This window comes from Haloarcula halobia (assembly GCF_029338255.1).
GTDB classification, from domain to species: Archaea; Halobacteriota; Halobacteria; order Halobacteriales; family Haloarculaceae; genus Haloarcula; species Haloarcula halobia.
The window spans coordinates 2901069-2925974 of record NZ_CP119787.1 but is presented as its reverse complement, the minus strand read 5'-3'; the positions used below and the strand labels follow the sequence as shown (position 1 = coordinate 2925974).

Annotated in this window: 23 protein-coding genes; 16 read left to right on the top strand and 7 right to left on the bottom strand. The window is 66.4% G+C overall.

Annotated elements, in window-relative coordinates; all coding sequences use genetic code 11:
• Nucleotides 1-74 precede the first annotated feature (74 nt).
• Nucleotides 75-269: a cold-shock protein gene (locus P1K88_RS15395; protein ID WP_276411105.1), complete on the bottom strand. Its 195-nt coding sequence runs from the start codon at nt 267-269 to the stop codon at nt 75-77.
• Between the two features lie 123 nt (nt 270-392).
• Here P1K88_RS15395 and uppS point away from each other — a divergent pair, with 123 nt between their 5' ends.
• Complete coding sequence (gene uppS, locus P1K88_RS15390; RefSeq protein WP_276411104.1) at nt 393-1313, top strand: polyprenyl diphosphate synthase; 921 nt, start codon at nt 393-395, stop codon at nt 1311-1313.
• A gap of 193 nt (nt 1314-1506) precedes the next feature.
• Here uppS and P1K88_RS15385 read toward each other — a convergent pair whose 3' ends face one another.
• Complete coding sequence (locus P1K88_RS15385) at nt 1507-2115, bottom strand: undecaprenyl diphosphate synthase family protein (RefSeq protein ID WP_276411103.1); 609 nt, start codon at nt 2113-2115, stop codon at nt 1507-1509.
• A gap of 124 nt (nt 2116-2239) precedes the next feature.
• Between P1K88_RS15385 and P1K88_RS15380 the strand changes: the two genes are divergently transcribed.
• Nucleotides 2240-3583 carry a DUF92 domain-containing protein gene (locus tag P1K88_RS15380; RefSeq protein WP_276411102.1) on the top strand — a complete coding sequence of 448 codons (1344 nt, stop codon included), beginning with the start codon at nt 2240-2242 and terminating at the stop codon, nt 3581-3583.
• Entirely contained in the window at nt 3580-3996 is a 417-nt protein-coding gene (locus P1K88_RS15375; RefSeq protein ID WP_276411101.1) for a GNAT family N-acetyltransferase, read from the top strand. Before P1K88_RS15380 ends, P1K88_RS15375 begins: the two co-directional genes overlap by 4 nt.
• 21 nt (nt 3997-4017) lie before the next feature.
• On the opposite strand, the gene dnaG is transcribed toward P1K88_RS15375, so the two are convergent.
• Nucleotides 4018-5316 (bottom strand): DNA primase DnaG, encoded by a 1299-nt coding sequence (gene dnaG / locus P1K88_RS15370; RefSeq protein WP_276411100.1) that lies wholly within the window; start codon nt 5314-5316, stop codon nt 4018-4020.
• Nucleotides 5317-5512: 196 nt separating this feature from the next.
• Here dnaG and P1K88_RS15365 point away from each other — a divergent pair, with 196 nt between their 5' ends.
• The 8 genes from P1K88_RS15365 (at nt 5513) to P1K88_RS15330 (ending at nt 15337) form a co-directional block, all read left to right on the top strand.
• Entirely contained in the window at nt 5513-5857 is a 345-nt protein-coding gene (locus P1K88_RS15365; RefSeq protein ID WP_276411099.1) for a tRNA-binding protein, read from the top strand.
• A 75-nt stretch (nt 5858-5932) separates the two neighbouring features.
• Nucleotides 5933-6142, top strand: coding sequence for a DUF3311 domain-containing protein (locus P1K88_RS15360; protein WP_276411098.1), 210 nt, complete (start codon nt 5933-5935; stop codon nt 6140-6142).
• Nucleotide 6143: 1 nt separating this feature from the next.
• Nucleotides 6144-7673, top strand: a complete 1530-nt coding sequence (locus tag P1K88_RS15355) for a sodium:solute symporter family protein (protein WP_276411097.1) — start codon at nt 6144-6146, stop codon at nt 7671-7673.
• Between the two features lie 85 nt (nt 7674-7758).
• Nucleotides 7759-8205, top strand: a complete 447-nt coding sequence (locus tag P1K88_RS15350; protein ID WP_276411096.1) for a YgaP-like transmembrane domain — start codon at nt 7759-7761, stop codon at nt 8203-8205.
• Between the two features lie 59 nt (nt 8206-8264).
• Nucleotides 8265-9179, top strand: coding sequence for an HFX_2341 family transcriptional regulator (locus P1K88_RS15345; protein WP_276411095.1), 915 nt, complete (start codon nt 8265-8267; stop codon nt 9177-9179).
• 255 nt (nt 9180-9434) lie between these two features.
• Nucleotides 9435-10898: a hypothetical protein gene (locus P1K88_RS15340; protein ID WP_276411094.1), complete on the top strand. Its 1464-nt coding sequence runs from the start codon at nt 9435-9437 to the stop codon at nt 10896-10898.
• A gap of 231 nt (nt 10899-11129) precedes the next feature.
• A complete protein-coding gene (locus P1K88_RS15335; protein WP_276411093.1) occupies nt 11130-13958 on the top strand; it encodes a valine--tRNA ligase in 2829 nt (942 codons plus the stop codon).
• A 128-nt stretch (nt 13959-14086) separates the two neighbouring features.
• Nucleotides 14087-15337 (top strand): saccharopine dehydrogenase family protein, encoded by a 1251-nt coding sequence (locus P1K88_RS15330; RefSeq protein WP_276411092.1) that lies wholly within the window; start codon nt 14087-14089, stop codon nt 15335-15337.
• A 29-nt stretch (nt 15338-15366) separates the two neighbouring features.
• Here the strand turns inward: P1K88_RS15330 and P1K88_RS15325 are convergent, their stop codons facing one another.
• Together P1K88_RS15325 and P1K88_RS15320 are read right to left on the bottom strand one after the other, a co-directional pair.
• On the bottom strand, nt 15367-16146 hold the full coding sequence (locus tag P1K88_RS15325) for a DUF1405 domain-containing protein (protein ID WP_276411091.1): 780 nt from the start codon (nt 16144-16146) through the stop codon (nt 15367-15369).
• A gap of 73 nt (nt 16147-16219) precedes the next feature.
• Nucleotides 16220-17692 (bottom strand): ATP-binding response regulator, encoded by a 1473-nt coding sequence (locus P1K88_RS15320; protein WP_276411090.1) that lies wholly within the window; start codon nt 17690-17692, stop codon nt 16220-16222.
• 171 nt (nt 17693-17863) lie between these two features.
• On the opposite strand from P1K88_RS15320, the gene pdxS reads away from it, so the two are divergent.
• The 3 genes from pdxS (at nt 17864) to P1K88_RS15305 (ending at nt 20505) form a co-directional block, all read left to right on the top strand.
• Entirely contained in the window at nt 17864-18772 is a 909-nt protein-coding gene (pdxS, locus tag P1K88_RS15315; RefSeq protein WP_276411089.1) for a pyridoxal 5'-phosphate synthase lyase subunit PdxS, read from the top strand.
• A 6-nt stretch (nt 18773-18778) separates the two neighbouring features.
• On the top strand, nt 18779-19240 hold the full coding sequence (locus P1K88_RS15310; protein WP_276411088.1) for a thiol-disulfide oxidoreductase DCC family protein: 462 nt from the start codon (nt 18779-18781) through the stop codon (nt 19238-19240).
• Between the two features lie 62 nt (nt 19241-19302).
• A complete protein-coding gene (locus P1K88_RS15305) occupies nt 19303-20505 on the top strand; it encodes a mechanosensitive ion channel family protein (protein WP_276411087.1) in 1203 nt (400 codons plus the stop codon).
• On the opposite strand, the gene P1K88_RS15300 is transcribed toward P1K88_RS15305, so the two are convergent.
• Entirely contained in the window at nt 20502-20810 is a 309-nt protein-coding gene (locus P1K88_RS15300; protein WP_276411086.1) for a hypothetical protein, read from the bottom strand. The genes P1K88_RS15305 and P1K88_RS15300 overlap by 4 nt on opposite strands.
• Before the next feature lie 203 nt (nt 20811-21013).
• On the opposite strand from P1K88_RS15300, the gene P1K88_RS15295 reads away from it, so the two are divergent.
• On the top strand, nt 21014-21598 hold the full coding sequence (locus P1K88_RS15295) for a DUF2150 family protein (protein WP_276411085.1): 585 nt from the start codon (nt 21014-21016) through the stop codon (nt 21596-21598).
• Between the two features lie 66 nt (nt 21599-21664).
• Nucleotides 21665-23536, top strand: coding sequence for a PKD domain-containing protein (locus P1K88_RS15290; protein ID WP_276411084.1), 1872 nt, complete (start codon nt 21665-21667; stop codon nt 23534-23536).
• 792 nt (nt 23537-24328) lie between these two features.
• Here the strand turns inward: P1K88_RS15290 and P1K88_RS15285 are convergent.
• On the bottom strand, nt 24329-24736 hold the full coding sequence (locus P1K88_RS15285; RefSeq protein ID WP_276411083.1) for a potassium channel family protein: 408 nt from the start codon (nt 24734-24736) through the stop codon (nt 24329-24331).
• Nucleotides 24737-24906: the final 170 nt, after the last annotated feature.

The window sequence follows — 24906 nt, the reverse complement described above, 5'->3', positions numbered from 1 at the left end:
CGTGGGGTATCGAGCGTGCCACGGACCGAACTCTCGTCCCGACAGAGACACGCTGTCAGAAGCGAGCCGCTCGCTTACAGTCGTTTGAGATTCTTTGCGCGGGGCCCCTTCTCGGCCTGTTCGATGTCGAACTCCACCTCTTGGCCTTCCTCGAGGTCCGGACCGCCGACGTCTTCCATGTGGAAGAACACGTCCTCGTCCGCGTCTTCGGTGTCGATGAAGCCGTAGCCGCCAGTGTCGTTGAAGAAGTCTACCGTACCGGTCGCCATTGCACCTCGCCGTAGAACACCGGCGTATTAAAATTATGTGGCTATGTTTCGACAGGACGGTCGAAATCAGGTCGCGGCTGCGAGCCACAAAATCCTTATCGACTCGTTGATATACTTCAGACGATGCGACAGCGGGTCCGCGAGGTGGGGTACGCCGCTTACGAGCGGTTGCTTCGATGGGAACTGTCCGGGACGCCCAGCCACGTCGCCGTCATCCAGGACGGGAACCGACGCTACGCCCGCGAGCGTGGCGAGGATACGACCGAGGGCCATCGACAGGGTGCCGAGACGACGGAGGCGCTGTTGAACTGGTGTGACGAACTGGGCGTCGAGGAGGTGACGCTGTACGCGTTCTCGACGGAGAACTTCAACCGACCCGAGGACGAGCGCGAGCACATCTTCGACCTCGTGGAGTCGCGACTGCGGGAGTTCGCCGACTCCGAGCGCATCCACGACGCCGGCGTCCGCATCCGCGCCATCGGCGAGACGGACCTGCTGCCAGAGCGGGTCCGGGACGCCATCGACTACGCCGAGAGCCGTACGGCGGAGTACGACCGCCTGCACCTCAACGTCGCGCTGGCCTACGGCGGCCGCGCGGAACTGCTCGGGGCCGCCCGCGACGTGGCCCGGGCCGTCGAGGCCGGAGACCTCGAACCCGAAGACGTCGACGCGGACGTCGTCGAGGAGTTCCTCTACGAGGGACCGACCAGCGACGTGGACCTCATCGTGCGGACGGGCGGCGACGAGCGCACCTCGAACTTCCTCCCGTGGCACGCCAACGGCAACGAGGCGGCGACGTTCTTCTGTACGCCCTACTGGCCCGAGTTCCGGAAGATCGACTTCCTGCGGGCCATCCGGACCTACGAGAACCGCGAGCAGTCCTGGCGGACCACGCGTGCCCGGCGCGCGCTCGCGCTCGTCCGCGCGCTCGAACACAGCGAGTTGCCCGACGCGCGGCGGGTTCTCTCGCGGTTCCGGGACGCGCTGCCGAGCAGCGAGCGCGAAGCCGCCGAGGTCGAGGACGACTACGGGACGGCCGACTGAGTCGGCGCTCCCGAACGCTCCCGAACGGCGGCCGGTGGACCCAGAGCCCGCCACCCGGGCGGTCACGGCCGGGACAGCCGCCGCCGACGCCACAGAGCGCCAGGCCACCCGCCCGGTGGAGGGCACGTCGGGTCGTGCAGGGGGACATGGTCGACGGTCCCGGCGCCGGCGGAATAGGCTTTCTGTGGCCGCGTCACCGTCCGAACCGGCGCTGGCGCTCCTGGTAGTCCCGGAGCGCCCGCAGATAGTCGCGCTTGCGGAAGTTCTGCCAGTTCACGTCGGTGAAGTACAGCTCGGAGTACACCGACTGCCAGATCATGAAATCCGAGAGGCGCTCCGCACCGGTCTTGACCACGAGGTCCGGCGCCGTCGGGAAGACCAGGTGCTCCTCGACGGCCGCCTCGTCGATGTCCGCGGGCGCGATGTCGCCCCGCTCGACGCCCTCGGCGAGTTTCTCGACCGCCGTCGCGAACTCGGCCTGCCCGCCGAGGCCGATGGATATCTGGATGGGGGCGTCCGCGGCCGTCTCGTCGCCAGGGCCTCTGACTGCGATGGATCTGGGCGCCCGGAGGCCGTCGAGTTCGCGCCGGAGCGTCCCGACCACCTCCTCGTCTAAGACGCTCACGTAGACGACGAGCGTCTCGGCGCCGTACTGGACCGCCCACTCGAAGAACTGTTCCAGGGTCGCGTACGCGCCCTCGGCTAGGAGGTCACGCTCCGTGATGACCAGGGCGACGGTCCCGGGGAGCGCGGCGTCGCTCCGGCGGAGTCGGACCGCGAGGTACCGTTCGTACAGGCCCACGACGACCACTGTGAGACGAGCGCAAATAAACGCACGGACGCGGCCAGGTCGCCCGCGCCGCCTGCTACCCCCGGTGCCGCGTAGTTCGGAAAGGGTAAGTGCCTCTCGGGGATAGCGGCGGGACGTGACAACGGCAGTCCGACGAGCGGGGGCCTTCGCAATCGTCGCGACGCTGGCGTTCGCCGTGCCGGCCGCGACCGGACTGCGGTCGCCCGCCCTCGCGACTGTCGTCGCGACGGGCCCGTTCGTGCTCGTCGCGGTACTCTCGCTCGTCGCCGTCGACCAGGACTCGGCGGTCTTCGAGCTGTTCGCGCTCCCGGGCGACTACCAGGACGGGAAACTCTACGGCCTCGCGGCGTTCGCCCTGGCCGTCGCCGGCCTCGCACTGCTGGCCGTCCAGTTTGGCCTGCCGGTCCCCGTGTTCGTCGCGACGGTGCTCATCGTCGCCTACGGGAACCTGGGCCAGCGCCTGTCGTATGCCTACGGCAGCGACGGGGTCGTCGCCACCGCCGGGTTCGTCGTCTTCGGGGCGGCGGCCGGGACCACCGGGTTCGTCGTCGCGGCGCTGTTCCAGGTCGGGCCTGCACGGCTCCCGCAGGTCGTCTTCCTCGCGGTCACGGGTGCGCTCGTGGCCGCGTTGCTCCGGGCGGTCCTGTTCGAACGGGACTACCCACTCGTGTTGCTCTCGGTCGGCCTGCTCTCCTGGCTCTTCTTCGAGCTGGACCCGACGGTCGCCCCGGTCCGTATCACCGTCGCGCTGGCCGTGACCGCCGCGCTCGGGTACCTCTCGTACGCGCTCGATACGGCCTCCCTCCCGGGGATGCTCACCGGCGTCCTCCTCTCTCTGCTGACCATCGTGCTCGGCGGCTTCGGTTGGTTCGCCATGCTCATCGCCTTCTTCGGGCTGGGCGGCCTCTCGACGAAGTACCGCTACGACGAGAAGCAAGACCGGGGCATCGCCGAGGAAAACGAGGGAGCCCGCGGCAGCGGGAACGTGCTGGCGAACTCCATCGTCGCGCTCTTTGCGGTCCTCGCGGCCGCCGCCAGCCCCAGCCACCTCGCCGTCGACCCGACGCTGTTCCTCTATGCCTTCGCCGGGGCGGTGTCGGCGGCGATGACCGATACCTTCTCCAGCGAGTTCGGCGGCCTCTACGACAACCCGCGGCTCATCACGACCCTCCAGCCGGTCGAACCGGGCACGGACGGCGGCGTAACCTGGCAGGGCATCCTCGCGGGCCTGGCCGGCGCGGCCATCATCGCCGGCATCGGCGCGCTCTTGCTCGAGGAGATGGGGTCGCTCGGCGCGACGGTGGTCCTGACCTGCGGACTGGTCGGGATGTTCGTCGACAGCATCCTCGGCGCCACCGTCGAGGGCGGTGTCGTCGGGAACCAGGCCGTCAACATGCTGGCGACGCTCGTGGCCGCGCTCACCGGCGTCGGCATCGTCGTCGCCGTCGGACTGGTATGATCCGCGAGGCCGCCACGGAGGACCACGACCGCCTCCGCCGGATTCAGGCCGCCGCGCTCGACGCACCCTGGCCGGGCCTGCTGGACGTGGCCGTCGACGGCCCGCCGACACTGCTCGTGATAACCGACGGCGTCGTCGTCGGCTACGCGCTGGTCGTCCCCGACCACCCGGTCGCCTACCTCGCGGAGCTCGCCGTCGACCCCCGCCTCCAGGGCCAGGGCTACGGGAGTCGCCTTCTGGACGCGCTCCTCGGACGCCTCCGCGAGGCGGGCTTCGAGACGCTTCGTCTCACCGCCCGGGCCGACGACGAGCGGGTCCGGTCGTTCTACGACGGCTTCGGGTTCGAGAAGCGCGCCGAACTGCCGGACCACTACGACGACGGCGACGGCGTGTTGCTGGTCCTGGACCTCTGACTGGGTCCGGAGAACTGCGACTCAGCCCGCCGTCCGGACCTGCACCGAGGTGGGCTGTTTCACGTACTCGCCGTCGCGGGCCGCAACGACGACGTCCACCCCGCGCTGTGCGGCCACGTCGACGACCTTCTGCGTGCACTCGCCGTCGAGTACGACGGTGCTCGGGCGCTCCTCGCAGGCCTCGACGAGCGAGACGGCGTCCGAAGCGGGCCCCTCGTCGAGAATCTTGCCGTCGGCGTCGAGCAGGCGCACCGTGTCGCTCCCGCGCTCGATGACCGCCGCGACGTGCTCAGAGAGCGTCGTCGGTTCCGAGTCGGCGGACGCGGCCGTCTCCGTCTCGGTCTCGGCCGTCGATTCCGCGTCGGCTTCGGGGACGGTCGCCTCGGTGGCACCCTCGCCGGCGGCGACGGCCGCCGCCTCCTCGTCCGTGGCGTCGAGCGCGTGTTCGACGGCCGCCGCCCCGTCGGTGCGTGCGGCCTCGCGGTCGCGGTCCGCGAGGGCGTGGGCGGGTGACTCGGCGTCGGCGACCGTCTCGTAGGGTATCTTGTCGCGCAGCGCCGCCATCACCTCGCCCCGAGAGAGGTCCTCGACGGAGCGGTCCCGGGGCGCGACGGCGACGAAGTCCACGTCGCCGACCTGGCTGAGCTCCTTGAGGATGAGGTCGCCGCCGCGGTCTCCGTCCAGGAAGGCCGTGACGGTCCGTTCGGCGGTCAGGTCCGCGACGCTCTCCGGGACGTTCGTGCCCTCGACGGCGATGGCGTTTTTCACGCCGTACTTCAGCAACTGGAGCACGTCGGCCCGTCCCTCGACGACCACGATGGCGTCGGAGTCGGCGACGCGCGGCCCCGCCGGCAGCCCCTCGTACTCGGCGATGTCGGCGACGCGGGCCTTCTGCCGGACCGTCTCGACGATGTCCTCGACACCCATCGACTCGGCCTCGAACTCGGACAGGATCTCCGTCGCCCGTTCGACGACCTCGCGGCGCTTGGCGCTGCGCACGTCCTCGATGTTCGACACCTCGATCTCGGCTCGGCAGGGGCCGACCTGTTCGATGGTCTCTAGGGCCGCCGCGAGCGTCGCCGTCTCGACGCGATCGAGGCCGCTCGCGATGGTTATCTCTCCGAACGTCTGGCCGGCCTCCGACTGGATATCGACGTCGATGCGGCCGACTTTCTTCGCGTCCTGCAGCGTCCGCAGGTCCATCTCTTCGCCCAGCAGTCCCTCCGTCTGCCCGAACACGGCGCCGACTACGTCGTTTCGCTCGACGACGCCCGCGGCGGTGATGTTCGCGTGTATCAGGTATTTGGTTGTATCGTTCATCCTCGGACTCCGAACCTGGTCCGTCGGCCGGCACGACCCGACGAACCGCTGTCACTGCCCAGACGTAGTTGGTGACAACAAAATAACCTTGCGCACCGGCCGGGAGCGTCCTCGCTCGCTGTCATCTCGCCGTCGGGCGCGGCCGTAGCCCCCCTGAGGCCCGGAGGTTCACGTTCCCCGGGCCCGTGGCGGGGGTATGGGACTCACCGAACCCGACATCGACCCGGAGCGGTTCCTCGAGGACGTGGAGATGCGCGTCGGCGAGGTCGTCGACGTCGAACTGTTCCCGGAGGCCCGCAAGGACCTCTACAGACTGCGCGTGGACGTCGGCGACGAGGTGTTGCAGTCCGCCGCGGGCCTGACCGACTGCTACGACGAGGCCGACCTGCTGGGCGCGCAGGTCGTCGCCGTCGTCAACCTCGGACCCGTCTCCGTCGCGGGGTTCGAGAGCGAGTGTCTGGTCACTGGCGTCGACGGCCCCGACGGCGTGGTCCACCTCACGACCGAACGAGACGTCGAACCTGGCACACGGGTGTACTGAAGAAAAATATTCTTCACCGGAACAGGGTGAAGATTCGTTATTGATATATACCCGGACTGTTTAGACATGATCGATATGAGATTAGTGCGGACTGCCGGGTGGACCGTCGTCGCACTGCTGCTGGTTGCCCTCGCGGTGCCGTGGTTCCTCTGGCGCGACGCGACTGTCGTCTTCGGACTCCCCGTGTGGCTGTGGTGGCACGTCGGCTGGATGGTGCTCGCGAGCGTCGTCTTCGCCGTCTTCGCGCGGACTGACTGGGGCCTGGGCGTCGAGGAGGTGGCCTGAGATGGCCGAGACCGCCCTCCAGCTTGGCATCGTCGGCGCGTACATGCTGGTCGCGCTCGCCGTCGGCGTCGTCGCCTACCGGCTGACCGACCGCAGCGCCGAGGACTACTACCTCGCGAGCCGGACGCTTGGCACGGTCGTCCTCCTGTTTACCACGTTCGCAACGCTCCTGTCGGCGTTCACGTTCTTCGGCGGCCCGAACCTCGCCTTTGCCGCCGGCCCCGAGTGGATCCTGGTGATGGGTCTGATGGACGGCATCATCTTCGCCGTCCTGTGGTACGTCATCGGCTACAAGCAGTGGCTCGTCGGCAAACGCCACGGTTACGTCACGCTGGGCGAGATGCTCGGCGACCGCTTCGGCTCGACGCCGCTGCGCGTGCTCGTGGCCGGTGTCAGCCTCGTGTGGCTGTTTCCCTACGTGATGCTCCAGCAGAAGGGCGCGGGCCAGGCCATCGTCGGTCTGACCGAGGGCGCGGTGCCGTTCTGGGTCGGCGCTGGCGGCATCACGCTCTTCATGATCGCCTACGTCGCCGTCTCCGGGATGCGCGGCGTGGCCTGGACCGACACTATTCAGGGCCTGTTCATGCTCTCGCTCGTGTGGCTCGCCGTCGCGTGGCTGCTGACCGACATCGGTGGCGCCGGCGTCGCCACCGAACAGATGGGTGCGGCCAACGGCGAGTTCCTCGCGCTGGGCGGCGGGCTCTACACGCCGCAGTTCATCATCTCCAGCGCCGTGAGCATCGCCTTCGGCGTGACGATGTTCCCACAGATAAACCAGCGGTTCTTCGCCGCCGGCTCCAAGACGGTCCTCAAGCGGACCTTCGCCCTGTGGCCGGTGCTCGTGCTCCTCCTCTTTGTCCCCGCGTTCATGCTTGGTGCGTGGGCCGTCGGCCTCGGCGTCGAGGTCCCACAGGGGAGCAACGTCGTCCCGGTCCTGCTGGGCGAGTTCGCGCCGACCTGGTTCGCCGCGCTGGTCATCGCCGGCGCGATGGCCGCGATGATGTCCTCCAGTGACTCCATGCTGCTGTCCGGGTCGTCGTACCTCACCCGGGACGTCTACCGGCCGCTGAAGCGCGCCCTCGGATCCGGCTCCAGCGACGCCGACGACGCCCGCGAGGCGCTGATCGCCCGCGTGGGCGTCGTCGTCTTCGCGACGCTCTCGTTCGTCGCCAGCCTCTACTCGCCCGGGACGCTCGTCCAGATCGGCGACACCGCATTCAGCGGGTTCGCGCAGCTCACCGTCCCCGTCGCGCTGGCGCTGTACTGGGATGGGACGACCCGCTACGGCATGTACGCCGGTGTCGTGGGCACGCAGGCGTTCTACGTCCTGCACGTCTTCCCCGTCGTCGAGACGCTCGCCGGACTGGCCGGTCTCTCGGTGGCGCTTCCGGGCACCTACATGGGCTGGACGCCCGGCGTCGTCGGTATCCTGCTGGGCCTCCTGCTGACCGTCGGCGTCTCGCTCGTCACCACCGCGGCCCCCGACGAGAACCGCAGCGTCTACCGCGTCGACGGCGTCGAGGCCGACTGACCGCGCCGTCGACCGCGTCCGGGCGCCGGTATCTGACCTCGCCGGGAGGTGAATATACAAGACCGTCCGGGCCCTACCGGGGTGTATGGAACTTCCAGAGAACGTCGGTGGAAACGACCGCCGGGCCCGCGCCGCGCTCGCGGCCCTCCTCACCGTCGCTGCGGTTCGAGCGTTCCGGAGCGGGAAGCGAAAGCGCGCCCTCCTCGTCGCCGGCGGCGCGCTCGTCGCGGGCTTCACCGCCGTCACGAAGCACTGTCCGGCCAACGCACGGCTCGGTATCGACACGGCCGAGGGCATCGCCGACATCGACATCGAGGACAGGAGCGACCTAGTGGCAGACAGCGACACTGCGAGCATCGACGAGACCGCGACCGACGACACGGAGACGGTGACAGTCGCCGTCGGTGGCGACGGCGAGACGGCGACCCAGCGGGGTCAGCTGACCTGTGCGTTCTGTGGCGAGCCCATCGTCCCGGGCCAGCGTCGCAGCCCCAACGCCCAGGGCGACATCGTCCACGACTCGTGTGAGTGAGCTGCTGGTGGCGGACCGGAGTCTGACGGTTTTTATAGCCGGCGAGCCGCTGTGGTAGTATGCAGACCCACATCGTCCCGGTCGGCTTCGACTACGACCGGCTCATCGCGCCGCTGGTCCGCGAGCGCCTCGGCGTCGACCGCGTCATCTTACTCGAGGGGGCGGTCGGGTCCGAGGCCAACGTCGAGTACTCGCGCAACCTCGCCGAGAAACTGGAGCAGGACTTCCGGAACCTGCTTGGCGCCGAGACCGAGCGGTTCGTCATCTCGGACGTGTACGACTACGACGACGCCTTCGAGCAGGCGTTCGAACTCATCAACGCCGAACTCGACGCCGGCAGCGAGGTCTGGGTCAACGTCTCGGCGATGCCCCGCACGGTCTCCTTTGCCTTCGCGACGGCCGCCCACTCCATCATGGTCGAGCGCGAGGGGGACCGCGACCGCATCCACACCTACTACACGGTCCCCGAGAAGTACCTTGAGACGGAACTCGCCGAGGAACTCCACAAGCAGATCGACCTGCTGGAGGACCTCCGGGAGTCCGGTGACAGCGACGTCGCGGACCGCGCCACCGACCGCCTCGAGACTGCCCGGGACCTGCTGGCGGAGTTCGACGAGCGCGGTACCACCATCGGCGCCAAGGAGATAGACGACTCGCACATCGTCGAACTCCCCGTCGCCTCCTTCTCGAACGTCAAGCCCTTCGAGGAGGTCATCCTCTTCACCCTCGGCGAGCACGACGAGTTCGAGTCCGTCTCCGAACTCGCCCAGCAACTCGCCCGGGACCTCGGCGAGGAGTACACCGATTCCTTCCGCTCGAAGGTCATCTACAACGTCGACCGCCTGGGGCCCGGCGGCAAGGGCTACATCGAGCAGGAGGAACACGGGAAATCGTACCGGACGCGCCTCTCGCGGATCGGCGAGCTGTGGGTCCGCGCGCACTCGGCCGACGAGCGCGACCACGACCTGCTGTAGCGGACGGGCGTTCTCGGCCGCGAGTCCCACGGGGAACGGTATCGTAACACGTTGTTACCGGCGTAACCTATCCGTTCGGCAGCCACGTGCAGGTCCCCTCCTCGTCCGGGGTACACAGGCGCTGTCTCGCCCAGTACGGTACAGGGACACTATCGTCGAAATTTGATATTTACAAAACCACTCTGGTGACAGTTCACACCCTGTGCTAGTTCCACATGCAGGTCCGGACGCACGCCGTCCGGGAGGGGGGAACAGATGAGCCGCGATTCGGGCGCCGTCGACCTCGCGACGGTCGCGATCGGCTTCGCGGCTATACTTCTCGTCGTCGGTTCGGCCACTATCGGCGGTGGTCTCGGAGTGAGTGGACTCTCCGAACCGTCGAATCAGGTCGACTCCGACCTCGCCGAACCGTCGAATCAGGTCGGTTCCGAAGACCGGAGCCCCAGCTCGCCGTGTCTCCCGGAGGAAGAACTCCTCGCGAAGTACGAGTGGACAGCGGTCGACGGCAGCTACGACTTCGTCCTCGACCGGGGCGACGACGTGGTGACTTTCGACGTCCAGACGTACTCCGACAACGAACCCGCAGAGGGCCCGACCAAAGTGGAGTGGGAATCCACGGTACCTGTCGACGTCGTCGTGGTCCAGGCTGGCGGGGGTAACCAGGCCGAGCAGGTCATCGAGAACGACCCCGCAACGACGTCCGGGACAGTCACCACGGAGAGGGGTATCAGCTTCCTCGCGTTCTGTACGAAACCGACTGAGACCGAGACCGAGACTGAAACCGAGACAGAAACGGAGACTGAAACCGAGACAGAAACGGAGACGGAGACGGAGACCGAGACGGAAACCGAGACCGAGACGGAAACCGAGACCGAGACCGAGACTGAGACGGAGACGGAGACCGAGACTGAAACCGAGACAGAAACGGAAACCGAGACCGAGACCGAGACTGAGACGGAGACGGAGACCGAGACTGAAACCGAGACTGAAACTGAGACAGAAACCGAGACCGAGACCGAGACTGAAACTGAGACAGAAACCGAGACCGAGACTGAGACGGAGACGGAGACCGAGACTGAAACCGAGACTGAAACTGAGACAGAAACCGAGACCGAGACCGAGACTGAAACTGAGACAGAAACCGAGACCGAGACGGAAACGGAGACGGAAACTGAGACGCAGACCACGACTACGACCGAGTCACCCGACTCGGAGACGGTCTACTGGCAGGTCGACTTCGGTCCGGGCGACCGGCCGCCGGATCCGCCGTATTACGCGACGAACGGGCTGGACCTGATGGCGGCGCTGGGCAACTCCGACGACGGCGTGACCCAGAACCCGTCGGTGTTGCGCCAGGAGCGGTCGGGCCAGCTGAAGAACGTCACCATCGAGGGGCGGTCGTTCACGTTCGACGACGCCGACGCCCCGACGCAGGTCAGCGTCGAGTTCACTGTCGCGGAGGGGGCCCCGGAGCGAGACCTCCACCTCGCGGTGTTCATCCTCCCGGGTCCGTTCGACTACGACGAAGTCGACGAGCAGGAGCTGTACGCCGTCGCGAACGGGACCTTCGCCGGTGGTGAGACCGGGACGCTGACGCTCAGTATCCCACAGCCGTCCGGACCCTTGGCATCTCTCGGCGAGTTCTCGCCGCTGCTGAACCTCGGGCTGAGTATGCTGGCAGTCGGGCTGGCCATCGTCGGCCGACGGCGACAGTACTGAACCGCGCTCACTTTTTTATCGACGCACTTCACCCTACCCCGTAGCCCCGGGTCCGCCGTGCTCGTTCAGAAACCGAAGTCGTTTAGCCCCCGGTTGGCCCATCTAGGGGTAGATGCCGCGTCGAGTACCCGCGCCGCCCGTTCTCGTACCAGTAGTAGGGGCCCCCTCGCCCCACTAACACCACCCGCTCGACGCCCGCACCGTTTTCGACCACCCACGCAGCCTTCAGATATGAGTGACACACAGGACCCACCGACGGAGGAATCGACCGCCGACCAGCACGCCCTCGACGGGGAGTACGACCCCAGCGAGGTCGAACCCAAGTGGCAGGACCACTGGGTCAACGCAGACACGTACGCCTACGACGGGGACGCCGACACCCGCTTTACCATCGACACGCCGCCGCCCACCGTGTCGGGGAACCTCCACATGGGCCACCTCTACCAGTTCACGCTGCAGGACTTCGTGGCCCGTTACCACCGGATGGCCGACGACACGGTCTACTTCCCCTTCGGCTACGACGACAACGGCATCGCCTCAGAGCGCCTGACCGAGCGCGAACTCGACATCCGCCACCAGGACTACCCGCGCCGGGAGTTCCAGGAGAAGTGCCGCGAGGTCTGTGCCGAGTACGAGGAGGAGTTCACCGAGGACGTCCAGTCGCTGGCCATCTCGGTCGACTGGGACAACACCTACAAGACCATCGAGCCGCGCGTCCAGCGCATCTCCCAGCTCTCCTTCCTCGACCTCTACGAGCAGGGCCGGGAGTACCGCCAGCGCGCGCCGACCATCTGGTGTCCCGACTGCGAGACGGCCATCTCGCAGGTCGAACAGGAAGACGAGGACAAGCACACCAAGTTCAACGACATCGCCTTCGACCTCGTCGAGGACGGCGATGGGCCGGTCGAGGACGAGACCTTTACCATCTCGACGACGCGCCCGGAACTCCTGCCGGCCTGCGTCTCGGTGTTCGTCCACCCCGACGACGACGAGAACCAGCACCTCGTCGGGGGCACCGCGAGGGTCCCCCTGTTCGGCCAGGAGGTCCCTATCATCGCCGACGAGCGCGTCGACATGGAGACCGGCAGCGGCATCGTCATGTGCTGTACCTTCGGCGACCAGAACGACATCGAGTGGTACCAGGCCCACGACCTGGACCTGCGCCTGGCTATCGACGAGTCGGCGACGATGACCGACCTGGCCGGCGACTACGAGGGGATGCACACCACCGAGGCCCGCGCGGCCATCATCGAGGACTTAGACGACGGGGGGTACCTGCTCGAGTCACGCGACCACGAGCACACGGTGCAGGTTCACGAGCGCTGCGGCGTCGAGGTCGAGTACCTCGTCACCGAGCAGTGGTACATCAAACTGCTCGACAAGAAGGCGGAATACCTCGAGGCCGGCCGCGAGATGGACTGGTTCCCCGAGAAGATGTACTCGCGCTACCAGCACTGGATCGAGGGCCTGGAGTGGGACTGGTGTATCTCTCGCCAGCGCGACTCGGGCATCCCTATCCCGGTCTGGTACTGCGAGGACTGCGGCGACCCCGTCCTCGCCGAACCCGAGCAGCTGCCCGCCGACCCGCTCTCTGACGACCCGCCGGTCGACGCCTGTCCCGAGTGCGGCCACGCCGAGTTCACGCCCGAGGAGGACGTCTTCGACACGTGGGCCACCTCGTCGCTGACGCCGCTGGTCAACGCTGGCTGGGATTGGCACGCCGACGGGTCGGCCGAGACAGCCGACCCGGTGGACGCCGACGGGTCGGCCGAGACAGCCGACTCGGTGGACGCCGACGGGTCGGCCGAGACAGCCGATCTGGTGGGCGTCGAGGCCGGCGAGTTCGAGATGTCGATGCCCGAACTCTACCCGTTCGACCTGCGCCCGCAGGGCCACGACATCATCTCCTTCTGGCTGTTCCACACCGTCGTCAAGTGCTACGAGCACACCGGCGAGGTCCCGTTCGAGAACGTGATGATAAACGGGATGGTCCTCGACGAGAACCGCGAGGCGATGTCCAAGTCGAAGGGCAACGTCATCCCGCCCAGCGAGGTGCTCGAGGAGTTCCCGGTCGACGCCGCCCGCTACTGGGCCGCCGGGACCTCCATCGGCGACGACTTCCCGTACAAGGAGGGCGACCTGGAGGCCGGCGAGCGCCTGCTCCAGAAGCTCTGGAACGCCTCGCGGCTGGTCGACCAGCTGACCCCCGCCGAGGTGCCGGCCGAACCCGACGACCTCTCGGCGGTCGACCGCTGGCTGCTGGCGGAACTCGACGAGACGGTCGACTCCGTGACGGCGAAGTTCGAGGACTACGCCTTCTCGAAGGCCCGCAACGAACTGCGGTCGTTCTTCTGGAACACCTACTGCGACGACTACCTCGAGATCGCCAAGCAGCGCCTGGCCGGCGGGAGCGAGGCGCGGAGCGCCTCGGAGCAATCGAGCGGTCGGGGACCGCGAGATAGCGACGCCTCGACCGAGTACACGCTGGTCCACGCCCACCGGACCTTCCTCAAACTGTTCGCCCCGTTCCTCCCGCACGTCACCGAGGAACTGTGGGTGCAGATCTACCACGAGGAGGGCTCGGTCCACACCACCGACTGGCCGACGCCGGGTGGCTACGAGGCCGACCTGGAGGCCGGCGAGACCGCGATGGAGGTCGTCTCCGCACTGCGCCGGTACAAGACCGAGCACGGCCTCCCGCTGAACGCGGACGTAGAGCACGTCGAGGTCTACGGCCACGTCGCGGGCTTCGAGCAAGCCATCGCCGAGGCGATGCACGTCGCGACGCTGGACGTCTTCGAGGACGCCCCGGACATCACCACCGAGATCAGCGACATCGACCTCGACTACTCCATCGTCGGCCCCGAGTTCGGCAGTGACGTGGGCGACATCGACGCCGCCATCGAGGCGGGCGACTACGAGATAGCCGGCGACACGCTCGTCGTCGCCGGCGGGGAGTTCGAACTCGACGACGAGATGTTCGCCGTCGAGGAATCGCGCACGTACTCCGGCGAGGGCGAGATGACCGAGACCGAGCGCGCCGTCGTCGTGGTCCGGTAAGCCGGTCGGCCGCGCTGGGCGTTCCGGGACCTCGATTCCGGCGACGGGTTCGGGATGCCCTCCAGCGCCGCGACGCACTCCGGACCAACGCTTACCCCGCTCCGGGCCGACACGGCACACGACCCTCGATGTCTAGACACACTTCCTCCGACGTGGTGGTCTGGGGCGCCACCGGATTCACCGGCCGACTCGCGGCCGAACACCTGGCGCGCGCGGGCGGCGACGACCTCTCGTGGACCGTCGCCGGGCGGTCGCCGTCGAAACTCGAGTCGCTCCGCGAGGACCTCGCCGACATCGACCCGGGGCTCGCGGACCGCGAGTACCTGGTCGGCGACGCGACCGACCGCGAGAGCCTGGCCGCCATCGCCGAGGAGACCGACGTCGTCTGTGCGGCCGTCGGGCCCTACGCCGAGTACGGAACGCCGATGGTCGAGGCCTGTCTGGACGCGGGGACCGACTACTGCGACCTCACCGGCGAACTCCAGTGGATGCGCGAGACCGTCGAGCGGTACCACGAGCGCGCCGTCGAGGACGGGACCCGCATCGTCCACGCCTGTGGGTTCGACTCCGTGCCCAGCGACCTCGGCACGCTGCTGGTCCAGACCCACGCGATGGAGACGTCCGGTGCCCCCTGTTCGACGGTCCGTGCCAACGTCGCGCTGGACGGGGGCGGCTTCAGCGGCGGCACGGCGGCCTCCATGGTCGACCTCTACGAGGTCCTGGAGGACGACCCGTCGCTGGCCGGGGCGCTCGCCGACCCCCACGCACTCGTCCCGGAGGGGCACCCGGACCCCCGGTCGGCGGTCCGTGGAGCCCTCCCCCAGTACGACCGCGAGGCCGGCACGTGGACGGCGCCCTTTTTCATGGCCAAGGTCAACGAGAAGGTGGTCCACCGCTCGAACGCCCTCCGTGGCTATCCGTGGGGTCGGAGTTTCGCCTACCACGAGAGCATGGTCACCGGCGACGGCCCCGCGGGGGCCGCCCTCGCCGGAGCGGTCACCGGCGGGCTGGTACTGCTGGACGGGATCATGTCCGTCGGGCCGCTCCGCCGGCAGCTCGAGCGCTACGTGCTCCCGGACCCGGGCGAGGGTCCGAGTCGGCAGGCCATCGAGCGCGGCGGCTTCGAGGTCCGGCTCCGGGGGACCGGCGCGGCGGCCGATGGGGGCGACGTGTTCACCGTCGAGGGGCGCATCGCCGCCAACCGGGACGCCTACGGCACCAGCGGCGTACTGATCGGTGAAGCCGCCCGGTGTCTGGCGAACGGGGCGGTCGACTCGCCGCTCGCTGGAGGCGTGTTGACCCCCGCGTCGGGCATCGGCCTCCCGCTGGTCGAGCGCCTCCGGGCGGCCGGGCTGACGATCTCCGTCGACGGATGGTGAGTGCTCGGCCCGCAGCCGGCCCCGTCCGATCAGGCCCCGTCTGACCGCCGTTTCAGCTTCTCGATGCGGGTCGCGAGCGCGAAAAAGGTCGCCAGCAGCGTCAGCACGACGGCCCAGCCGGCCGCCAGGTCGTGGGCCAGCACGGTGTGGTCGAACTGGCCGGCCGCCACGAGCGGCTCGCCCCGCAGCCAGGTGTGATGTGGACCGCCGAACACCGGAACGAAGTAGTCGACCACGTCGTTGACCCCGTACCAGAAGAGGGCGACGGCGACCGCCGGCACGCTGAACGACGCGTAGCGGTGGATGACAAAGGCCTCGACGGCCATCGCCATGTGCGAGAGGACGAGGAACCAGTAGAGCCACGCCGCGATGCCCTCCGGGCCGTTGATGACCAGTTGCACGAACGGCGTCCAGAGGCCGAGCTTGATACAGCCAAAGAAGGCCAGCGCGTGGAGCCACTCGGCGTCCCGACCGAGCTTCCAGGCGGCAAAGGAGAGTCCGATGAACAGCGTCGCCACCGGCGAGTCCGGGATCAGGGGGTAGGCCAGGGCCGGCGCGGCGCCGAGTTGCCCCTCGACCAGCGGCGCCGAGAGTTCCAGGGGCCGGCCGGCGTAGTACCAGAAGCCAAAGAGCGTCCCCAGCAGGTTGACGAGCGCGATGGGCCAGGCCAGCCGCAGGCCGACGTTCTCGACCCACTCCGGGAGCGGCGCGACGTAGCGGGGCAACCCTTCGGGGGGCGGGAGCGGCGCGTCGAAGACCCGGGCGACGGCGCCCTCGATGCGACCGCCGACGCTCTCCTCGGTAGCCATATCCGTGGCGTGGGGAGGCGAGATGAAAACGGTAGCGGTCGCGCGAACCGACCGCACCGGCGCCGCTCCCTGCTCAGGTCCGTATCTCGAAGCGGGCACCGCCGGCCTCGCTCTCGGTTATCGACAGCGTCCACCCGTGGCGCTCGACAACCGTCGAGACGATTGCCAGTCCGAGTCCGGTCCCCTCGAGGGCCGTCGTGTAGCCCGTCTCGAAGACCGCCTCGCGCTCGTCGGGCGGGATGCCTGGGCCGTCGTCGGCGACGAAGAACCCGCCGTCCTCGAGCGGGCCGACGGTGACGCTCGGGTCCGGCCCAGCGTGGTCGATGGCGTTGTCGATCAGGTTGTCGACCAGCCGCCCCAGTTCCGTCGAGTCGGCCTCGACTGTGGGGAGGTCGCCGACCGACAGCGTCGCCTCCCCGGTGGAGTGGCTGGCCCACGCCTGCTCGACCACGTCGGCCAGGTCGACCGGTTCCGGCGTCGGGTCCGCGTCCCCGTGGCGGGCGAACCGGCTGAGCTCGTCGGCGAGGGCCGCGATGCGCTCGTGACTCCGCTCGATTGCCGTCATGCGCTCCTCGTCGACGTCCTCGAGCAAGGCCGCGTTCGAACTGGCGACCTGCAGCGGCGACCGGATGTCGTGGGCGACTTCGGCGAGGAACTGCTCTAACCGCTCGGTGTGGCGCTCGAGGGACTGCTGGTAGTGCTTCCGGTCGCTGATGTCGACGGTCACGCCGATGAGTCCCAGCACCTCGCCGTCCTCGTCGCGCCAGGGCACCTTCGAGGTGAGGACCCACTCGTCGTAGCGCCGCCGGTCGTCGACGACGCTCTGGTCGTAGTTGTCGTTGAGGTACTCGGAACTGTAGTTGTCGTCCACGCCCTCGACCTTCTGTTCTTCCTTGTGGACGATGGCCTCGCCGGCTTCGATGACGCGCACGTCGTCGCGAAACGTCTCCTCGCCGTGTGTGCCGTGGTACAGCTCCGCGTCGGTCTTGCCGATCATCTCGTCGGTGTCCCGGACGTACGCGTCGCTCACCCGGACGTGACGGCCCTCGCGGTCCTTGACGTAGACGTGGTGGGGGATCTGTGCGAAGATGCTGTCCAGCAGGCTGCTCTTGCGGGCCAGTTCGCGCTCGCTGCGCGCGTGGTCGACGGCGTTCTGGATGCGGTTCGACAGCATCTCGAAGGTCTCGCTGTCCCCGCTCTTCTGGACGTAGTCGGTGACGCCGGCCGAGATGGCCTCGCTCGCGACGGCCTCGCTGCCCCGCCCGGTAAAGAGGATGAAGGGGACGTCGGGGTCGACCTCCCGGACCCGCCGCAGGAGGTCGATGCCGTTCAGCGGCCGCATGTTGTAGTCAGAGACGACGCAGTCGACCGTCGCCGTCTCCAGTCGGTCGAGGACCTCGAGCGGGTCCGCGAGGGTCGTGATCGTCACGTCGTCGGCGTGGCGGGCCAGCAGCTCCGCCGAGAGGTCCAGGAACTCGCGGTCGTCGTCGACGAGGACGACCTGCGCGGTCGGTGGCGGTTCGAACTGGTCCCGCGAAAGCGCCATTACTCGAAGTAGCGCGGTTCGTTCATAAAAAATCATCCCATCGCCTCTCACGACTGAACGCCCGATGCAACCGGTCGGGCGCACGAATAGGCCGACAGCGCCACAGCCTCGGCGGCGTGTGTGAACCGCCAAGGACACGGGTTAAGTAAATCCAGTCCCAACCTGCACTCAATGACCGAAGCTACCGACCTGGAGGACCTCCGCCGCGGCACCGAACTCGTCAAGCGCGGCTTCGCGAAGATGCAGAAGGGCGGCGTCATCATGGACGTCGTCACGCCAGAGCAGGCCCGTATCGCCGAGGACGTCGGTGCAGTGGCGGTCATGAACCTCGAAGCGGTCCCGGCCGACATCCGCAAGCGCGGTGGCGTCGCCCGGATGGCCGACCCCGCCTCCCTGCAGGCGGTCATCGACGAGGTCTCCATCCCGGTGATGGGCAAGGCTCGCATCGGCCACGTGAAAGAGGCCGAGATTCTGGAGGCCGCCGGGGCCGATATGTTAGACGAGAGCGAGGTCCTGACGCCGGCCGACGACCGCTACCACATCGACAAGCGCGAGTTCACCGCGCCGTTCGTCTGTGGGGCCCGCAACCTCCAGGAGGCCCTGCGGCGCATCGACGAGGGCGCGGCGATGATTCGCACGAAGGGCGAGGCCGGCACCGGCGACGTCAACCAGGCCGTCCACCACCAGCGCAACATCAAGGGCGCGATCCGCAAACTCGAGGGCATGAACCACGAGGAACGCGAGAAGTGGGCCCGCGAGCACGAGGCTCCCGCCGACCTCGTCCACGAGACCGCCGAGATGGGCCGCCTGCCGGTCGTCAACTTCGCCGCGGGGGGTATCGCCACGCCCGCCGACGCCGCCCTGATGATGCATCACGGCTGTGACGGCATCTTCGTCGGCTCCGGTATCTTCGGCGCCGAGGACCCCGAGGCGATGGGCCGTGCCGTCGTCGAGGCCGTCAACAACTGGGACGACCCCGAGACGCTCGCCGAGATCAGCACGAACGTCGGCAAGGGGATGAAAGGCGACGCCAACGTCGACCTGCCGGACGAAGAGAAGATGCAGGGCCGGGGCGTATAGGCCCGTATGGACCCTCCCGCCGAGACCGACCGTGACGCGGCGACCATCGTGGACGAACTCGACCAGCCACTACTGCTGTTCGACGGCGTCTGCAACCTCTGTAACGGGTTCGTCCGCTTCGTCGTGCAGTTCGACGACGCCGGTGAGTTCCTGTTTGCCCCGCTGCAGTCGGACGTGGGCCAGGAGCTGTCCCGGCGCCACGGTCTCGAGACCGAGGACTTCGACACCGTGGTCCTCGTCGAAGACGGCCAGGTGTACAAGAAGTCCGAAGCCGTCCTCCGGGTCAGCCGCCGCCTCGATGGCCCCTGGCCCCTGCTGTCGGCCTTCTCTGTGGTCCCGACCAGGGTCAGCGACCGGGTGTACGACCTCGTCGCGGAGAACCGCTATCGCGTGTTCGGCAAGAAAGACGCCTGTCCGGTGCCCGAGCCGGAGATTCGCGACCGCTTTGCGAACCGGACGTTCGAGTGAGACCGCTTCTCTCGTCTACTGAGAAGACAACACACAAGACAACCGCCCCCTAGCGACAGCGTATGCAGCAGTCAGCGGTCGCCAGAGTCACACAGCAGGCTCTCGACCTGGTGGAACGGCTGACCACTACCGAGGGCCGCTTTGCCGTCAGCGTCGGCCTTCTCCTGTTGACTGCCCTCCTCGCACTCCTCGTGCTGCCGTTCGTCGTCAGGCAGATCAATCGGATCATCGCCTCGCGGTATATGACCGGCCACGTCGCCGACACGGCGGACGCGGTCGGCAAGTACGTACCGACCTCGTTTTCGAGCCTTCTCCTCCGGATCACGCAACTGAGTGTGCTGGTCGTCGCCAGCCTCGGGTTGCTGGTCGTCTGGGGACTCTTCGAGTGGGCCGTGACGCTCGGTGACTTCTTCGTCTCTGCGGTCCCGGACCTTCTCAAGGGCGGTCTCACGCTGTTCCTCGTCGTCCTGGGGTTCGCGGTCTCCGAACAGCTCAAGACGACCGTCGACCGCCTCGGCGACGGTTCCAACCGAATCACGCAACACCAGGAGGAGATCATCCTCCGGGTCGGCCAGGTCGCTATCGTCGTGACGGTGGTGGCGAGCGCGCTGACGCTGTGGGGCGTCAACCTCAGTGGCCTCCTGGTCGGGGCCGGCTTCCTCGGCATCGTCGTCGGGATGGCCGCTCGCCAGACCCTCGGGGCAGGCATCGCCGGGTTCGTGCTGATGTTCTCCCGGCCGTTCACCATCGGCGACTGGGTCCAGATCGGCGAGAGCGAGGGCATCGTCACGGACATCACCATCTTCAACACGCGCGTCGAGAACTTCGATGGCGAGTTCGTCGTCATTCCGAACGACCGGGTGGCCGACCAGGCCATCACCAACCGCAGTCAGAAGGGACTTCTGCGGTTGACGCTCGACGTCGGCGTCGACTACGACACCGACATCGAGTGGGCCGAGGAGGTCGCCCACGAGGCGATGGTCGATGTGGACCACGTCGTCGACTCGCCCCCGCCCCAGGTCGTCCCCAAGCAGTTCGGTGACTCGGCGATCGTCATGGAACTGCGCTTCTGGATCGACCACCCGACGCCACCGCGGAAGTGGCGGGCCGTCTCGTCGGTCGTCAGGGAGATCAAGACGTGCTTCGACGGCGAGGGCATCACGATTCCGTTCCCACAGCGCACCCTGTCGGGGCGCGACGACGGCCTCGACGCGCGAATCGCGACCGGGGAGGAGCGTGTCGTCGCCGACGGCGACGGCGACTAGTCGAACAGGCCGTCCAGGAGGAGGCCCAGGCCGGCCGACCAGCACCCGACGAGCAGCGCGTAGGTCCCGAGCTGGAAGAGTGCCGCGTGCCCGGTGCCGACCACCGGCGTGGCGTACAACGCCCGAGTGGCCGCTTCGAGACCAGCCAGCGGCGAGCTCGCCGACGCGAGGAGACCGGCGAGCGTGCCGACGACGAGTGGCAGCGTGACGACGACGGCGACGAGCCCCGCCTGCTGGGCCACGGCGCCCACTCGTGCGGGACTGATGGGGGGTCGCCGACCGCGCGTGGGCTGCCGCTGTGACATGTCATAACGACACACGCCCTGGAATGATAAATCCCCGACATGCTCGCGTCTGTGTGCTCGGTCGACACCGGCCCGGACCAACGGTCGTCCCCGGCGCACGGGTCTACGATGTCCGTGGCCGCACAACCGCCGCACACGGGGGCTGTCACCCACCTGCAGGCCACTGTCGAAACTACTATCCCCGGTCGGACGTACGGGTGGGTATGAGCACACCGCCGGGGGAGTATTACACCGACGAACGCTGGCAGAACTGGATCGAACGCATCGACGAGGAGGACGTCGACCCCGAGGACGAGGACTCCGCGCGCCTCCTGTTGAACCTCCAGGACGACGCTGCCATCGCCGTCGCGAAGATACTCACCGACTACGAGGACGGGACGATAGACGAAGAGACGACCCTCGGCGAACTCGCCGACGTCCGCGAGATCGTTCTCTCGGAGATCGATATCGACGACGAGGAGAAACTGATGCTCATCGACGGCGTCCAGACCTCGCTGGTCTGTGTCTTCTACGCCGCCGAGGAGTACGTCGCCGAGGGCGTGACCGACGATGCGACTATCGCCGAGTACGTCCAGGCCGCGGCCGACGCCGAGGCCGAAGACGACCTCGACGCCGCACTGGGCTACTGCGTCCAGGCCGGCACCCGCATCATCGACGGCGACGACCTGGCGATGGACGTCGCCGAGAACATCGACTACGGCCTCGTCTCCGAGTGGGTCAACGGCCTCGACAGCCTCCAGACGGCGCTCTCGGACCCGGAAGTCGTCGAGGCGGACGACGAGGACTGACCCGGCGACGACATTTCTGATACTGGGGTGGATACCTTTTTACCGCGGACTCCGTAAGCCGTGTGCATGGGTTTGGTGGGTGACGAGCGCGGACAGTCCGTCCAGATAGGGGCGGTCTTGCTCTTTGCCGTCCTCATCGTCTCTTTTTCCGGCTATCAGGCGTTCGTCGTGCCGAATCAAAACCGGCAGGTTGAGTTCAACCATTTCACCCAGACGCAAGCCGAGATGGAAGACCTCCGGAATGGGGTCATCGAGGCCGGACAGACGGGCCGAACTGTTCCCGTCGATGTCCGCCTCGGTACTGAGTATCCAGCACGACTCATAGCCGCGCAGCCAGCGGGTTCAGACGGCACGTTACGAACAGCGACTATCGGAGATTCGACGAACGAAATCGAACTACGACGTACCGACGCGGATATCACTGATATCTGTGGTATAGATTCGCCGACGACGCGGACAGCAACGTACCGTCCAGGGTACTCCTATCTCGACTCCGTCGGCAATATCTCGTACGAGAACACGGTCGTTTACACCAGCGGAGCGTTCAGCGGTCAGTCGTTCCAGGCTGAACAGCAGCTGGTGGACGGCGATACGATACATCTGTACCCCCTAGTTGGAGAGTTCGACGAAGGCGGGCGTGGTACTGCAACGGTCACACTGAAGGGAGGCGTGACCGGCGTCAACAGCTCTGTTAGTGGCGAGTTCGATCTTATTCTCCCGACCCGACTGTCGGCAGGTCAGTGGGAAGACCTTCTCGATGACGAAGGTCTCGACGTGGCACCCGTGGGTGGCGACCGGCAGGCCGTCGAGATCACGTTCCCCGCCGGCACGACCTACGAGATACGCTGTTCGCCTGCCGGTGCAGGGGAAGCGCCTGGCAACGAACCGACTACCGGCGGAGACTCGGACAGTCTCAACCCCAATTTTGGAAACGATGTTGTCCTCGAGGACGTCAGCAGCCCCGGCGACCCCAACGTAGTCGAACTCCAGCTTCGGAATACGAACGAGAACGACTATCAGAACATCACGTCGGTCAGATTCCCATTCTATTCGGCCTCTGCCCAAAGCGGTTCCGGTGTGACATTGCCCGAGAGCATGAAGTTCGGCGGTACAGTCGCCGAGCGGGTTGGTGGGCTAGAGCCGGTCGACATCAAATTCCAGCCGGGCGAAACCCGTACGATAACCGTCGAGTTCTACTGCAATGCCGACGGTACCGGTGAGTACGACGTCCGAGACGGCGACTTTTTTGTCTGGAACGCGTTCTTCGGCGCTGATAAGGACCGGACCTACTTCGCAGCCATCGACGATGCGGGATCGAGTGGTTCCAGTCGTTGTAGTGGTGGCAATCAGGCACCGACCGCCAGTTTCACCGCGGAACCGGACCCGGCCAATGTCGACCAGTCGATTACGCTCGACGCGGGCGATTCGAGTGATCCGGACGGTTCGATTGTCAGCTACGAGTGGGACACCGACGACGACGGGGCGTACGACGACCTTTCGGGCGAGTCCGTCTCGACTAGTTACAGTTCCTCCGGCGACAAGCCCATCTCGCTCAGAGTGACCGACAACGATGGGGCGACAGGGACGGCGAGTCAGACGGTGACCGTCGGGAGCGGTGGCGGTGGTTCGGCCTCACCATCGGTGACCGACGCAGACGGTTATCCGGGCGACGGTAACAAGTACCAGGTCGACTACAGCGCGACTGATTCCGACGGCGATCTCTCGGAGGTGTCTGTAATTCTCGAGGACAGTAGCGGAACTGACATCGACGTGGTCGAAGTCCTGTCTCCGAGTGATCCACAGACGGGCAGTGTCTCAGGGACAGTAAGCGTCAAAGATACTGGGTCCAACTCACCTGCACAGGTCCGAGTGATCGCACGGGACGCGGCCGGCAACGAAGACAGTCAAGTCGACACAGACATCGAGAATCAGAACTAATACAGAGTATCTCACCTCATCACAGTATTTACTGATACGAATTGTTGCGCCGCTGAATATTGTAGCGCGATAGCGCTCCGTTCTCGGACGCTGTAATCGCACGCATCTATCTTCCCGACAGTCCACAGTGGTAGAGTCAGCATGTGGCGTGGACGTGCGCAATCGGAGTTGATCGGGATGCTACTGTTGACTGCAGTCGTCGTTCTCGGTGCCGCATCCACGTCTATCGAAACGGAACGGAGGACGCCTCGACCTACGACGAGACGGCTTCGGGTACCGTTTCGCTCAGTGCGAAGACCATCACATACTCACCTGAGGGTGGTGAGTCGAGTGGGGACACGGCAACTGTCAACGTTGACGCAACTCCGGGCAACAACGCGGGTGGTGAGTACACAGTCACATTCACCGGCGCTGATGGTAGTTCCACAACGGATACGTTCAATGTGAACTGATTCTGGGGCTCGTCGTCCCCGCTCGTTCCATCCTATTTGACTGTTCTTGTGTGCTGTCGCCGTCAACACTTGACCTGACAGCGGTAGAGTGTGATGTGAGTAAAATTTCCAGTGAAAATCAATGCTCCCGCCTCGAAATAGGATTCATTGCTTAGGCTCGATGGTTGGCTTACCTCAAGGCCTACAGCGTGTCATAGAACGGTTCGCAAACCCTGTCGCGTCCAGCAAGGAACGCTCAGTACAGTAGGTGTCTCTTGCGCGCTCTTTCTCTCGGTCGGGCGAAACGGATTCATGGCAAATGTAATCCACTCGCTCCTCTCTATCGCCCCGTTTGTCGGCTTCAATCTCTGGTGATTTGATCAACTGCGACAGTTGCACCCGCGGCCGCAGGATATACAATGCTGTCAACGAACCGACGATGCCCGTAATCCTCCTCACCATCCCGGGAAATCCGAAGGATCGTTCGGACATTAGGGGCCATCTCGTGGACCATCTCAGCGGCAGAGATGTTCACACGGGTGTCATTTGTGAGGGCAGCAAAGACATCGGCGGTGGCCAGATCAGTTTGCTCGAGGATGTCGGGGTCCGTTCCATCACCTTCGATTACCTGGCTGACCTTTGGCGACACCTGCTCGCACTTCTCGGGGTCCAATTCAACGATAGTGACCGTGTTCTGCACCTCACTGAGTTGTTCTGCAACGCGGCGGCCAACGCGACCAGCTCCGACGATGATAACGTTTCTTACCATTGTTCTAACCGCATCTGAGAATAGGTCAAGAAGTGTGTTAAGTATTGGCGCAGATCAGCTGGGACAAGCAAGGCAGATGATCGATACGCAGACACATTGAGCGTCTATTTCGTTCTATCTGGGTCGAAATCAAATCCCTGTGAACGTTTCTATGACAGGCTCTCAAGGCC

Coding starts and splice junctions, on each gene's coding strand:
- P1K88_RS15395 (WP_276411105.1), bottom strand. CDS start 269: ATGGCGACCGGTACGGTAGACTTCTTCAACGACACTGGCGGCTACGGC.
- uppS (WP_276411104.1), top strand. CDS start 393: ATGCGACAGCGGGTCCGCGAGGTGGGGTACGCCGCTTACGAGCGGTTG.
- P1K88_RS15375 (WP_276411101.1), top strand. CDS start 3,580: ATGATCCGCGAGGCCGCCACGGAGGACCACGACCGCCTCCGCCGGATT.
- dnaG (WP_276411100.1), bottom strand. CDS start 5,316: ATGAACGATACAACCAAATACCTGATACACGCGAACATCACCGCCGCG.
- P1K88_RS15365 (WP_276411099.1), top strand. CDS start 5,513: ATGGGACTCACCGAACCCGACATCGACCCGGAGCGGTTCCTCGAGGAC.
- P1K88_RS15360 (WP_276411098.1), top strand. CDS start 5,933: ATGAGATTAGTGCGGACTGCCGGGTGGACCGTCGTCGCACTGCTGCTG.
- P1K88_RS15355 (WP_276411097.1), top strand. CDS start 6,144: ATGGCCGAGACCGCCCTCCAGCTTGGCATCGTCGGCGCGTACATGCTG.
- P1K88_RS15350 (WP_276411096.1), top strand. CDS start 7,759: ATGGAACTTCCAGAGAACGTCGGTGGAAACGACCGCCGGGCCCGCGCC.
- P1K88_RS15345 (WP_276411095.1), top strand. CDS start 8,265: ATGCAGACCCACATCGTCCCGGTCGGCTTCGACTACGACCGGCTCATC.
- P1K88_RS15340 (WP_276411094.1), top strand. CDS start 9,435: ATGAGCCGCGATTCGGGCGCCGTCGACCTCGCGACGGTCGCGATCGGC.
- P1K88_RS15335 (WP_276411093.1), top strand. CDS start 11,130: ATGAGTGACACACAGGACCCACCGACGGAGGAATCGACCGCCGACCAG.
- P1K88_RS15330 (WP_276411092.1), top strand. CDS start 14,087: ATGTCTAGACACACTTCCTCCGACGTGGTGGTCTGGGGCGCCACCGGA.
- P1K88_RS15325 (WP_276411091.1), bottom strand. CDS start 16,146: ATGGCTACCGAGGAGAGCGTCGGCGGTCGCATCGAGGGCGCCGTCGCC.
- P1K88_RS15320 (WP_276411090.1), bottom strand. CDS start 17,692: ATGGCGCTTTCGCGGGACCAGTTCGAACCGCCACCGACCGCGCAGGTC.
- pdxS (WP_276411089.1), top strand. CDS start 17,864: ATGACCGAAGCTACCGACCTGGAGGACCTCCGCCGCGGCACCGAACTC.
- P1K88_RS15310 (WP_276411088.1), top strand. CDS start 18,779: ATGGACCCTCCCGCCGAGACCGACCGTGACGCGGCGACCATCGTGGAC.
- P1K88_RS15305 (WP_276411087.1), top strand. CDS start 19,303: ATGCAGCAGTCAGCGGTCGCCAGAGTCACACAGCAGGCTCTCGACCTG.
- P1K88_RS15300 (WP_276411086.1), bottom strand. CDS start 20,810: ATGTCACAGCGGCAGCCCACGCGCGGTCGGCGACCCCCCATCAGTCCC.
- P1K88_RS15295 (WP_276411085.1), top strand. CDS start 21,014: ATGAGCACACCGCCGGGGGAGTATTACACCGACGAACGCTGGCAGAAC.
- P1K88_RS15290 (WP_276411084.1), top strand. CDS start 21,665: ATGGGTTTGGTGGGTGACGAGCGCGGACAGTCCGTCCAGATAGGGGCG.
- P1K88_RS15285 (WP_276411083.1), bottom strand. CDS start 24,736: ATGGTAAGAAACGTTATCATCGTCGGAGCTGGTCGCGTTGGCCGCCGC.